The sequence below is a fragment of the Pseudogracilibacillus sp. SO30301A genome, from assembly GCF_037072025.1.
GTDB lineage: Bacteria > Bacillota > Bacilli > Bacillales > Amphibacillaceae > Pseudogracilibacillus.
Genome location: NZ_JAXHDD010000009.1, coordinates 97780 through 109867 on the forward strand (window position 1 = coordinate 97780; position 12088 = coordinate 109867).

The 12088-nt window shown below is 35.0% G+C and carries 11 protein-coding genes; 8 read left to right on the top strand and 3 right to left on the bottom strand.

Translation table 11 applies throughout. From position 1 onward, the window contains the following. Positions 1 to 175: 175 nt before the first annotated feature. A complete protein-coding gene (locus SPD89_RS07095; RefSeq protein ID WP_336261259.1) occupies positions 176 to 1504 on the top strand; it encodes a uracil/xanthine transporter in 1329 nt (442 codons plus the stop codon). 983 nt (positions 1505 to 2487) lie between these two features. On the opposite strand, the gene SPD89_RS07100 is transcribed toward SPD89_RS07095, so the two are convergent. After that, complete coding sequence (locus SPD89_RS07100; RefSeq protein ID WP_336261260.1) at positions 2488 to 3252, bottom strand: exodeoxyribonuclease III; 765 nt, start codon at positions 3250 to 3252, stop codon at positions 2488 to 2490. 242 nt (positions 3253 to 3494) lie between these two features. On the opposite strand from SPD89_RS07100, the gene SPD89_RS07105 reads away from it, so the two are divergent. Genes SPD89_RS07105 through SPD89_RS07120 form a run of 4 tightly spaced genes read left to right on the top strand, consistent with a single transcriptional unit; the run spans position 3495 to position 6643 of the window. Then, positions 3495 to 3905, top strand: coding sequence for a GntR family transcriptional regulator (locus SPD89_RS07105; protein ID WP_336261261.1), 411 nt, complete (start codon positions 3495 to 3497; stop codon positions 3903 to 3905). Continuing rightward, positions 3880 to 4569 (top strand): ABC transporter ATP-binding protein, encoded by a 690-nt coding sequence (locus SPD89_RS07110; RefSeq protein WP_336261262.1) that lies wholly within the window; start codon positions 3880 to 3882, stop codon positions 4567 to 4569. Before SPD89_RS07105 ends, SPD89_RS07110 begins: the two co-directional genes overlap by 26 nt. Further along, entirely contained in the window at positions 4566 to 5396 is an 831-nt protein-coding gene (locus SPD89_RS07115) for a hypothetical protein (protein ID WP_336261263.1), read from the top strand. Before SPD89_RS07110 ends, SPD89_RS07115 begins: the two co-directional genes overlap by 4 nt. Positions 5397 to 5407: 11 nt before the next feature. Then, entirely contained in the window at positions 5408 to 6643 is a 1236-nt protein-coding gene (locus SPD89_RS07120) for a hypothetical protein (protein ID WP_336261264.1), read from the top strand. 23 nt (positions 6644 to 6666) lie between these two features. Here SPD89_RS07120 and SPD89_RS07125 read toward each other — a convergent pair whose 3' ends face one another. Together SPD89_RS07125 and SPD89_RS07130 are read right to left on the bottom strand one after the other, a co-directional pair. Continuing rightward, on the bottom strand, positions 6667 to 7002 hold the full coding sequence (locus SPD89_RS07125; protein WP_336261265.1) for a thioredoxin family protein: 336 nt from the start codon (positions 7000 to 7002) through the stop codon (positions 6667 to 6669). Positions 7003 to 7116: 114 nt separating this feature from the next. Then, positions 7117 to 7695: a CotY/CotZ family spore coat protein gene (locus tag SPD89_RS07130; protein ID WP_336261266.1), complete on the bottom strand. Its 579-nt coding sequence runs from the start codon at positions 7693 to 7695 to the stop codon at positions 7117 to 7119. A 541-nt stretch (positions 7696 to 8236) separates the two neighbouring features. Between SPD89_RS07130 and SPD89_RS07135 the strand changes: the two genes are divergently transcribed. The 3 genes from SPD89_RS07135 to SPD89_RS07145 all read left to right on the top strand — a co-directional run bounded on the left by SPD89_RS07135 (position 8237) and on the right by SPD89_RS07145 (position 11936). After that, positions 8237 to 9253: an ABC transporter ATP-binding protein gene (locus tag SPD89_RS07135; protein ID WP_336261267.1), complete on the top strand. Its 1017-nt coding sequence runs from the start codon at positions 8237 to 8239 to the stop codon at positions 9251 to 9253. Next, positions 9228 to 10196, top strand: coding sequence for an ABC transporter ATP-binding protein (locus SPD89_RS07140; RefSeq protein ID WP_336261268.1), 969 nt, complete (start codon positions 9228 to 9230; stop codon positions 10194 to 10196). Before SPD89_RS07135 ends, SPD89_RS07140 begins: the two co-directional genes overlap by 26 nt. A 78-nt stretch (positions 10197 to 10274) precedes the next feature. Further along, positions 10275 to 11936: an ABC transporter substrate-binding protein gene (locus SPD89_RS07145; protein WP_336261269.1), complete on the top strand. Its 1662-nt coding sequence runs from the start codon at positions 10275 to 10277 to the stop codon at positions 11934 to 11936. Positions 11937 to 12088 lie beyond the last annotated feature (152 nt).

A 12088-nucleotide genomic window follows, 5' to 3' on the forward strand; every position in this document is an offset into this window, starting at 1 on the left:
TTCTTAATGTTATTTTTAACTGTTTAGATAAAAATATTCCTTAAATTAAAAAATAATTATGGAGAGGTGTATGTAGCTATTTAAAAAGTTTTATATGGTTATTTAAAATAGGACATGGGATATGATAAGATAGATCAAAGCAAAAATGAATGTTTACAGAAAGAGTTGATCACAATTGCGGGAATTAAAAGACACAAAAAACTGGATCGCAGGCATACAATGGTTCTTTTTTATTTTTGCAAATATCGTTATTATTCCAATCACAGTAGGAGAAGCATTTGGGATAAGTCAAGCGGAAATTGTCCCACTCTTACAATTATCGTTTATTGTTACAGGATTAGCGTGTTTAGGTCAGGCATTTCTAGGTCACCGTAGACCGATATTAGAAGGTCAGTCAGGCCTATGGTGGGGGATTTTTTTAACATTAGTAGCAACTACATCCGCCCAAGGGATGCCGATTGAAGTATTGGGAGGCAGCTTAGCACTAGGTGTAATCATATCAGGATTGATAACGATTTTGATTGGGATAACAGGAATAGGGCCAGTTGTGGCTAAATTATTTAACCCTGGAGTAATGGGCGTTTTTATGTTTTTACTTGGGTTAACATTAATTCAAATATTTTTAAAAGGTATGCTCGGTATTCCTTTTGGCGCAAGTGCCGATGCAGCCACCATTAATTTACCGATTTCTGGATTGGCAATTTTTATAGCAGTGTTAGTGATAGTAATAAGTATAAAGTCCCCAGCACGAATTAGAAGTTATGCATTACTTATCGGAATTATTTTAGGATGGATTCTTTATACAATTATCTTTGGAGCAGAACCAGCGACAAATGGACACGGGTCTGGTTTTAAACTGTTTCCATTCGGAGCGATAACATGGGATTTTGGTGTTGTTGTCACAGCTGTTTTAGCGGGATTATTGAATATATCAAACACATTCGGCTCTTTAAAAGGAACGGATGAAATGTTTCAAGCGACGACAACCAAAAAAGATTACCTGTCATCCTTTTCAATTACGGGATTAGCAACAATCGCAGCTGGATTTTTCGGACTTGTTCCGTACGCTCCCTTTGTTTCATCAATTGGATTTTTAAGACAGACAAATATTTTAGATCGACTGCCTTTTATCATTGGTAGCTTTCTATTTTTAATCATGGGAATTATTCAACCAATCGGTACATTTTTCTCGACATTGCCACTAAGTATTGGAAGTGCAGTATTATTTGTTGCGTATTTACAATTATTTAATTCTTCCATTGAATTTTTTAAAGGAGTATTTTTTAATACATTGAATGTTTATCGATCTGCAATCCCATTATTTGTTGGTGCGATTATTATGACACTTCCAGCGGGCTATTTTGAATCAATACCAGGTTTTATTCGACCGTTTATGAGTAATGGATTGTTAGTAGGTATTATTTTGGCATTAATCTTAGAGAATATGTTGAACTGGGATCGAGTTGGAGTGACCATGGAAGATCAAAAAAGAATAGCGAAATAATTAATGTTTAAAGCTTTAACAGCGCTTATAATGTCGAAAGAGACTATTAGAAACATTTAGAGAAGGGCAAGCTGATTGTAGGCATGTTAGAAAGGTTTAATTTCAAAGGCGAAATAAATGAATCTGTGAAAAGTAAAAAAACTTAATGAAAAAAATCGTATAATAAAAATAAAGATATAGAAGGATAAACGATCCGGTGATCGTACGTTTCATGTAATTTTTAGTAGTTTTTCATCAGGTGTGTGTTTATCTGCTAAAACATATGATTTACTAAAGAACAACGAATGTTAATAGTGCGTGTTCAAAACTCCCATGTCTAATTAGACACCGCAATGAATGAAAATGGGGGTGTGGCGTTTAATAATTAATTACTTTGTTTATTATAGATACTACAGAGCTTGGTGATCGTACATTTCTATGACGAACACTTCTACCAGAGGAAACAACATTTTCGATGATTAGTATTCCTCGCATTAAGGGATGCCCTGGCGGAGCGTCTAGTGGAAGAAAGTACCCATAATGTCCAGATTTCCATTTTGGTAGTTAATAAGCTCAAGACCAAAAAAGCGACCCTTTATTAAGAGTCGCTTTATACTAAGGTTTTTCTAAACTCCCTTAGCTATTCAGTTTTTATCATCGAATCCATGTTTACCTAAAGCTTCTAAACTCCTACCTCTGCTTTTCCACCACTTGCTTAATTTATAAAATGCTTTACTTTATTTTTTGGCAAATCCTCGATGCGTTTGTAAAAAATCTTTAAGTGGGGATCACTTTCAATGCGTATCGAGTGAACCTCTCCACCTAAATCGAAGACTTTGGTGAAGCTTCCCTTGACTTCCGATCACCTCAACAATACCCATAATTCACGACTCATACAACACACTATTCCCTTGCATACGCCTATATAACTGTTTTATCGAGCCTCTAATTCAGCCCCAAAAATAACCTCAAATACGTTCTTTTTAGTGATTAACTTGCAAACTTCAAATTTTCGTTTCGTTTAATTCAAGAAGAATTGGACAATGGTCGCTACCCATTATAGATGGCTCTGTAATAGACTTTTCAACGCTTTCAATGATTTTTTCGGAGACGATAAAATAATCAATCCGCCACCCAATATTACGTTCCCGCACTGTGCGCATATAAGACCACCATGTATATAACCCTTCCGTATCAGGTTGAAAGTACCGTAAAGAATCGACAAATCCTGCCTCAATTAAACGGGAAAGTTTTTCTCTTTCTTCTATTGTAAAACCAGAATTACCTTTATTTGCTTTTGCGTTTCTTATATCAATTGGTTTATGGGCAACATTTAAATCTCCGCATAATATGACTGGCTTTTGTTGTTCAAGCATCAAAATATGACAATATAAATCATCTTCCCATTCAAGTCGATGCGAAAGTCGGGCTAAATCGCGTTGAGCATTTGGAGAGTATACATTTACTAAAAAGAAGTCATCAAATTCTAAAGTAATGATTCTACCTTCGGGGTGTTCATCATATTCACCAAGCCCATACCGAACGGTAATAGGTGTATGTTTAGTGAAAACAGCTGTTCCTGAATATCCTTTTTTACTTGCATAATTCCAATACTGTTCATAGCCTTCTAAATTTAAATCTATTTGTCCTTGTTGTAATTTAATTTCTTGTACACAAAAAATATCTGCATTTGTTTCGTTAAAGTAATCCAAAAAACCTTTTTTTACACAAGCTCGAAGTCCATTAACATTCCATGAGATTAGTTTCATTTAAAAATTCCCCCTTACAATAGAATAAGTATAATACGATAGACAAAAACAAGATAATTTTTTTGCTTGAATGATAAAAATTATCTTGACAGTTCATCTGTATTACGCGTATAATACAGTCAGTGTATGAGTTAAATAATACACATGAATTGAATTGGATTGGGTTGGACGTTTTTAAAAATCTGGTGTATTAAGTGGATGATACAAATGTTTCGTAATTTAGTTAGAGTAGGGGTGGTGAAATGCGTTTAAAATTGGATAGTCGTGCCCCTGTTTATATACAGGTGATTCAATATTTTAAGGAACAAATCGCAAGCGGTTCGCTTGATATGGGTGAAGAAATTCCATCACGACGGGAATTAGCTAGTGAATTAAAGATTAATCCAAATACGGTACAAAGAGCGTATAAGGAAATGGAGGAAGCGGGTTTGATTTATACAGATGGAAATATGCCAAGTAAGATTACGAAGGATGAACATGTAATAAAGAATGTACGGGAAAGTTTACTTAATGAGGCGATACAAAATTTTATTACTTCTGTTCATACATTGAATATTCCACTAGAAGAACTTATTCCGCTTATAAAAAAGAATTACGAAAAGGGATTACAGGATAGGGGTGAATCACATGATAGAAGTAAAAGATATACATAAGTCTTTTGGAAGAAAAAAAGTGTTAAAAGGAGTTTCTTTTACCGCACAAAAAGGTGAAATAACTTGCCTCATCGGAGTCAATGGCGTTGGTAAAACAACTGTTATGAATGCAATCATGAATTTAACTCCAATGAATCGTGGGGAAATTTTAATCGATGGTGAGAAAATTAATAAACGAAGTTATGAAAAAATTACATTTATACCAGATACCATTACGATGCTTCCAACGATGCGAATTCAAGATGCATTTGAATTCATGAATGATTATTATAATTCTTGGAATCAAGAAAGAGCCGAGGAGTTACTGAATTTTTTCCGGTTACAGAAAAGTGATCGAATTGCAGAGTTATCGAAAGGTAATAAAGCTAAAGCTAATTTGCTTTTAGGACTGGCTTTGGATGTTGATTATGTATTAATGGATGAACCTTTTTCCGGTATTGATATTTTCAGTCGCGAACAAATTGCCAATGTATTTACCTCTCATTTAATTGAAGACCGTGGTGTTATAATCACTACTCATGAAATAACTGATATTGAGCATTTAATTGATAAAGTTGTGTTACTAGATAATGGTATTGTTGTAAAGGAATTTAATGCCGAGGAAGTTCGTGAGGAACAAGGTAAATCTATTGTAGATGTCATGAGGGAGGTTTTTCGAATATGAAAAATTTCTTTAAGTTATTAAATTTTGAATTGAATCGATTTATGAAATTGTTTATTATATTACTCGTAACAATTGCTGTCATTCAAATAATAGGTACGATCATTCTTGCTAGATCATATATGATGCAAGCGAATCAAGCAGTCCTTCAGGGAGGAATGTCGCAGCAAGAATTTATCGACATGTATTCCCCTTTTAGCATGATACATGTCATTTATTCTTTATGGTTTATGGGACCGATAGCAATAGGTGTTGCGGCATTAATGTTTTATGTATTTTTTATATGGTACCGTGATTGGTTTGCCAGAAATACATTTATTTACCGATTATTAATGCTTCCGACATCAAGAATGAATATATTTTTTTCAAAAGCAACAACTATAATGTTAACTGTACTAGCTATGGTCGCTTACCAAGTCATTTTGTTGAATATAGAGAAGACTATTGTTAAATGGTTAGTTCCGAAGGTGTATAGGCAAGATCTTAGAGTTGTCGATCTTACTGTAGGTTCAGAGTATTTATCAAAAGTGCTTCCGCAAGGTATTGTTGAGTTTTTAATTGCTTACGGATTAGGACTTGGGTTTATTGTAGTTATATTTACTGTAATTTTATTTGAGAGAAGTTATCGAATCAAAGGAATTATTTTTGGATTACTATATGCATTTATTGCCTTTGTCTTATTTGTATTACCGCTCTCTCTGCAATTATTTGGTTGTATCTATTTGTATCCAATGGAAACTTTAATTGTACAAATTGTCATGTGGATTATTATTGTTGGTGCTTCCTTAATATTAAGCAGATATTTATTGAAAAATAAAGTGACAGTGTAAGGAGGGAAGACATGAGAAAGTATTGGAAATCAATCTTTTTAATTACATTTATTGTTGTGGTGGTTGGCATTTTCTATATTAAGGCAGATACAGTTTCGAATAGTTTTGCTCAATTTAAATTTGAAAAGAAAGAAGGAAATGATGCGGCGGTCGAAGAACTGGTAGTTAATGGAGATATGCTTAACGGTATGTTTAGTTATGAGCCGTTTCGAATTGATAATCAAGGAACAACTTATTTGCGGGATGAATCATTTATTAAACGGTTGAGTGGAGTCTACCCGGATATGTATATTGAACGATTACAAAAGGAACATCGGAAATTCATGCGTGGGAAGGTTGAGGAGCCCAAAAGTTACTATGAAGATGAAAATGTTTTAGCATATGGGGCTACTCCTTATGAATTTTGGACGGCTGATAATTTTAAATTTGACATTGCCGTTTTAGACAAAAAGACAAATGATACAGTTTCATTTTCGTTACCAATACCAAACAGAGCTGATTATTGGTATGTGGAACCATATGGTGTCCTACTAGATGGTAAAGAATTATCTATCATTACTGTAAATGAAGCAACGAATAATGCTATGGTAGAAAGTGTATCTGCACAAGCACATATTTATACATTTGATATAGAGAAAGAGCAGCTTATAAACGAAGAAATAATTGGTTCATTAGATTATACAGATGATAGTGAAGGATATAGTGATTACAGTATCTTTAAAGATGGAGATTCTGTAATTATAGCTGGGCTTAATATAACACCAGTAGAATATGATGAAGAACTAGAATATGATGAAGAACCAGAATATTATGAAGAAGTTGGCGAGTTAACTAAATTATATATATATAATATTAAAAATAAGGATGTTGAGGAAATTTCGATTTCAGAAAAAGAAGATATTGGAATTCCGATTTCAAAAGATGGGGATCAACTTTATTTTGCAAATGTGAAAAATAATCAACTTTCCCTATCTACTTTAAATACCAAAACAAAAAAGGTTACTGATACGTTAGAAATAGATGATATCAAATCGTATATGTCAATAGATGAGATTCAGCAAGCTGAAGTGAAAAATGGCAAATGGTATTTCGTGCCGTCAACGCAAAATATTGAGGGTTTTACTCCGATTATAGTCGTAGATTTAAGCAGTTTATCGCTTGATTATATTGGCCAGATTGTCAACACGAAACCGCCTGAAAATAATGAAACGAGTGAAATATATTTCAATTTTCTTGAATTAAAATAATGATAAATCTGGTCAGCTAGAAATCAGTTGGCCAGATTATTATATATCCGGGTAATTTTATTCTGTAGTAATTCAGTTTGCACAAAACGAGCTTCTCTAATATATTCTTTTCCATTTACAAAAAGAAGTAGTACAGGAGCTGTAAAAACAGTAAAGCGTCCCGCAATTTCTGTAATTTTACTAGCATCTACTTTGTAAGCAGCTATTTTAGGAAAGCTAGCTAATATCCTTTCGATTTGGGGTTGTAATCCATGACAAACACTGCAATTTGGCATTGTTATGTACAGAAATGCTAATTGGTTGTTTGAAATTAAATTTTCTATATCTTCTAATGAAGTTAGTTCTTTAAACGTGTTCATAGGGACTCCTTATTTGATATATTATACTTAGCATACATATTTTTGATGTAAAATACTCGTGTTTTGTTTTACCTAAACAAAAAACTGCGCTGAAAGATGCGCAGTTTTTAAAATCTATGCTCGCACTGGTGTAATTGGGTCTAGGCAAGTAATTCCGCAGAAGCAGTTTAAGTCTACAGTGATGCACAGGCCAGTTTCGCGGAAGTTTTCGATTCTTCTACTTCCGAATTGATCGCAGAAAGAACCTTTTGGATGATGATCATGATGTCCAATCTCTTCTATTTGTTCTCCCTCATGTTTATGACTTCCGCCACCTCTTCTGCCGCTAACAGGTAATAAGAGTTCAAGTCTTACACAATTATTTGAACCTCTAACAAATCCTTTAACTTTAAAGACAGGTGATTCTAGGCATTCAAAATGACTACGTCTGGAACCATCTCTGTTTCTACTGACAAAACCAGAACCGACAAAAGGTTTACAGTTTTCTTTACAGAATAACATGATAGGGATTGTAGTATATCTAGAAGGTCTCTTCTCCCGGCAAGGGGATAGTAAATCTTCAATTGATTGCTCGCAGCTAGTTACACATCCTCTTGTTCCCTCTTCAGCAGCTTCAAGCTGTGCATTTACAATCCGTTTAACGATATCCCTAATACAGCCATCGCTTTCATAGCCAGTATTGTGACAACCCATTATAAAACAACTCCTTTATGATGTTTTTCTTATTACACTAATACTATATGTGGGTAGCCGTTTATAGGTTGTTTGATCGTCTATTTTTGGTAAAAATGAGTGAACTATCACGGAAATACAAGAAATTGTGCGGCTATCTTAGTGTAAATATCGCTACCATTTTTCTCGCATCAAATATAATGATACTATCTAGCCAAGTCTTGGAAAGATAATTCCCAACCCATGTTGAAAAGCCAGCTGATCACTGGCTTTTTTTATGTAAAGCGAGACGTTTCTCATATTAAGATAACATTTCCGGGCAAAGATTTGTCTGTTTTTAGATTTACCTTTTGTTTGAATCAATGAATAATTTAAACAAAATATTGAAATATGTGGCATAATGTGCTAAGTTTTATAACAACTGGATAAGTCTTAGATTCTTAAGAATGAACTCTTCAAGATAATATTAATATGTTGTCTACTCGAACTACTGTTAACGTAAGCTTTTACTTTTAACCGGTTCCCAATATAAATAATATAGTGAACAATGGGGGATAAAGGAATGACAGATACAATTTTAAATATAAATGAGTTGCACACGCATTTTTTTACAGATGATGGAGAAATACCAGCCGTCGATGGTGTTAGTTTACATATCAATAAAGGTGAAATTGTCGGCATTGTTGGAGAGTCTGGCTGTGGTAAAAGTGTTACTTCTTTATCAATTATGCAATTGGTACCTGATCCTCCTGGTAAGATTGTAAGCGGTGACATTGACTTTAAAGGAGAAAATTTAGTAAACGTAAACAACAAAAGAATGAAAAAAATCCGTGGGAAAGAAATAGCAATGATTTTTCAGGAACCGATGACTTCACTTAATCCGCTTTTCACTATCGGAAATCAATTAAGAGAGTCGATTCGAATTCATGAGAAAATAAATAAGCAAGATGCACATCAAAAATCTATTAATCTATTAAAATTAGTTGGTTTACCAAGGGCTGAAGAAGTAATAAATGAGTACCCACATCAATTGTCCGGAGGGATGAGACAACGGGTTATGATTGCGATGGCTATGGCCTGTGAACCCGAGTTGCTCATTGCGGATGAACCGACAACTGCCTTAGATGTTACGATTCAAGCGCAAATATTAGATTTAATGCGTAAGTTAAATGCAGATAAAAATACCGCAATCCTATTAATTACTCACGATCTCGGTGTTGTCGCAGAAATGTGTGACCGGGTTATCGTCATGTATGCCGGTCAAGTAGTTGAAGAAGGAACGGTAAGGGATGTGCTGAAAAATCCTGAACATCCTTATACAAAAGGCCTTATCCGATCATTACCACGGTTGGATGAAAAAAATCAAAAACTATATTCTATAAAAGGGACTGTTCCTAGACCGAAAATGGGGAGAACTGGGTGTCGTTTTGCCCCTAGATGTGAATTTGTATTCAGTAAATGTGTGAAAGAAAATCCGGAATTATATCCATTAGATAATAACCGCCTAAGTAGGTGTTTTTTACACGAAGAGCTAAAAGGAGAGAAAACTAAAAATGGCCAAGCCACTATTGGAAGTTAGCGGGTTAAAAAAACACTTCGATATTAAAGGCGGAGTATTGGGAAGAACAATAGGAAAAGTAAAAGCAGTAAATGATATTTCTTTTACCGTCATGGAAGGTGAAATACTAGGAATTGTCGGCGAATCTGGCTGCGGAAAGTCAACCACTGGAAAAGCAATTTTACGTCTAATAGAACCGACGGAAGGTACGGTTAAGTTTGAAGATCATGATATTACGAAATTAAGTGATGAGGAAATGCGTAAATTAAGGCGGGATATGCAAATGATCTTCCAAGATCCTTACGCATCGCTTAATCCAAGGCATACAGTAGAGAAAATTATTTCAGAACCTTTATTAGTACACGGATTAAAGTCTGATGAAAAGCGTAAAGAAAGAGTCCATGAATTGTTAGAAGTTGTAGGGCTTAGTTCGTATCATGCCTACCGTTATCCACATCAATTTAGTGGTGGACAAAGACAGCGAATAGGAATTGCAAGAGCTTTGGCAAATAATCCGAAACTTATTATCTGTGATGAGCCTGTATCGGCATTGGATGTTTCTGTTCAGTCTCAAATATTAAATTTAATGAATGAACTTCGAGATAATTTTAATTTAACCTACATATTTATTGCCCATGACCTAAGTGTGGTTAAGCATATAAGTGATAGAGTTGGTGTTATGTACCTCGGAAATTTGGTGGAATTAACTGATAAAGAAAAGCTTTATGAAGATCCGAAACACCCATATACACAGGCATTATTGTCTGCAGTACCCTCACTTGATCCTGACATTAAAAAAGAGAGGATCATTCTTGAAGGAGATGTACCTAATCCGGCAAATCCACCAAAAGGCTGTGTATTCCATACACGATGTCCGAAAGCAATGGATATTTGTAAAATAGAAAAACCGGTTTTTGCTGAAGTGGAAGATCATCATTTTGTAGCTTGTCATTTATATGACTGAGCAAGGAATGATTTATCTTATATAGCAAATGCCAATTAGGAAAAGGCATTTGCAAAAATCTAAAAAGGGGGAAAATCAATGAAATTGAGAGGCTCATTTTTGTTGATGCTCTTGGTCTCACTCGTTCTTATTTTAGGAGCATGCGGTGGCGGAGGAGATGAAGAGTCGGATGCTGATTCGTCAGAAGGTTCTGATGAAAGTAGCGAGGGAGCAGCGGATAGTGAAGGGGAAAAGACATTAATATTTGCAAGAGGTGGGGACTCCGAAAGTTTAGACCCTGGCAGTACTTCTGATGGAGAGTCTTCTAGGGTAACTCAGCAAGTTTTAGAAACGTTACTTACGTTTGAAGCAGAATCGTTTGAATTAGAGCCAGGGCTTGCCCATGATTGGGAAGTTTCTGATGATGGACTGACCTATACCTTCTATCTAGAAGAAGGAGTCAAATTCCATGATGGAACAGATTTTAATGCGGAAGCTGTTAAAATCAACTTTGACCGTTTTGCAGATCCGGAACATGAATATGCGTTTGCCGATCATGAATACGTATACTTTATGTATGGTACAATGTTTGGTGGGCATAAAGGTGATGAAGGCCATGTAGTAGACGATGTAAAAGTAGTTGACGATTACACGGTGGAGTTTCATCTTAATAAACCTTTAGGGTTCTTCTTGCAGAATATGGGTATGTCTTACTTTGCAATTACATCTCCGGCCGCATTAGAAGAATATGGACCGGAAATTAATGAAAATCCAGTGGGAACTGGACCATTTAAATTTGTTAGTTGGACAAAAAATGATTCTATCGTATTAGAAAAGAATGAAGACTACTGGAAGGAAGGATTACCAAAGTTAGATAAAGTTATTTTTGAAGTAATACCTGATAATGCTGCAAGATTAATTGCATTAAGATCAGGTGATATTGACATTATGGATGGGTTAAATCCAGATGACGCGGCAGGGGTTGAATCAGACGATGATTTAATTTTATATAGTCGCGCTGAAAACAACTTTGGATATGTAGGATTCAACGTGCAAAAAGAGCCGTTAGATAATGAATTATTAAGACAGGCTATTAGCCATGCAATTGATCGTGAAGCGATTGTTGAGGCACTATATGCAGGCTACGGTACAGTTGCAAAAAATCCATTACCACCAAGCTATTTAGGGTATAACGATGACGTAGAAGGTTATCAGTATGATGTTGACAAGGCGAAAGAGTTATTATCTGAGGCAGGATATGCAGACGGATTAGAAATTGACTTATGGACAATGCCTGTTGCAAGACCGTATATGCCAGATCCTGAAACGACAGCAGAAATTATTCAAAACAACCTTGCAGAAATTGGTGTTACGGTTAATATAGTTCGTGAAGAATGGGCTCCATACTTAGAAAAGACGATGAATGGAGAACATCAAATTTATATGCTAGGTTGGTCAGGTACAAATGGTGACCCAGACTATTTTATTAGTAGTCTATTGCATGGTGATTTGATTGGAGATAGTAACCGTGAATATTATCAAAACGAAGAAGTTGACAAACTTTTAAATGATGCAAAAGTAGAAATCGATCAAGATAAACGTGCTGAAATGTACAAAGAGGCCCAAGCTATTATTGCTGAAGATGTGCCGATGGTTCCATTAGTACATTCTACTCCGGTTATGGCATCATCAAATAAGGTGAAAAATTACGTCCCACATCCATCTACTAGTGAATCATTAGAAGAAGTAGACATAGAGTAAAAAATTAGGGTAGTAGCAAATTCTACTACCCTAACTCTTTATGAAACTATTTTCTAGAAAAGAGTATTTAACACAAAACCATAAACTGTGACGTAAAAGTCTATATGATCAACTCCGAATCTCAGGAAAAGGCATATATTGCGAAACGACTC

What these genes read in the sequence shown, in the direction of transcription:
- SPD89_RS07145 (WP_336261269.1), top strand. Translation starts at nt 10,275, where the DNA reads ATGAAATTGAGAGGCTCATTTTTGTTGATGCTCTTGGTCTCACTCGTT.
- SPD89_RS07110 (WP_336261262.1), top strand. Translation starts at nt 3,880, where the DNA reads ATGATAGAAGTAAAAGATATACATAAGTCTTTTGGAAGAAAAAAAGTG.
- SPD89_RS07115 (WP_336261263.1), top strand. Translation starts at nt 4,566, where the DNA reads ATGAAAAATTTCTTTAAGTTATTAAATTTTGAATTGAATCGATTTATG.
- SPD89_RS07105 (WP_336261261.1), top strand. Translation starts at nt 3,495, where the DNA reads ATGCGTTTAAAATTGGATAGTCGTGCCCCTGTTTATATACAGGTGATT.
- SPD89_RS07125 (WP_336261265.1), bottom strand. Translation starts at nt 7,002, where the DNA reads ATGAACACGTTTAAAGAACTAACTTCATTAGAAGATATAGAAAATTTA.
- SPD89_RS07140 (WP_336261268.1), top strand. Translation starts at nt 9,228, where the DNA reads ATGGCCAAGCCACTATTGGAAGTTAGCGGGTTAAAAAAACACTTCGAT.
- SPD89_RS07130 (WP_336261266.1), bottom strand. Translation starts at nt 7,695, where the DNA reads ATGGGTTGTCACAATACTGGCTATGAAAGCGATGGCTGTATTAGGGAT.
- SPD89_RS07100 (WP_336261260.1), bottom strand. Translation starts at nt 3,252, where the DNA reads ATGAAACTAATCTCATGGAATGTTAATGGACTTCGAGCTTGTGTAAAA.
- SPD89_RS07120 (WP_336261264.1), top strand. Translation starts at nt 5,408, where the DNA reads ATGAGAAAGTATTGGAAATCAATCTTTTTAATTACATTTATTGTTGTG.
- SPD89_RS07135 (WP_336261267.1), top strand. Translation starts at nt 8,237, where the DNA reads ATGACAGATACAATTTTAAATATAAATGAGTTGCACACGCATTTTTTT.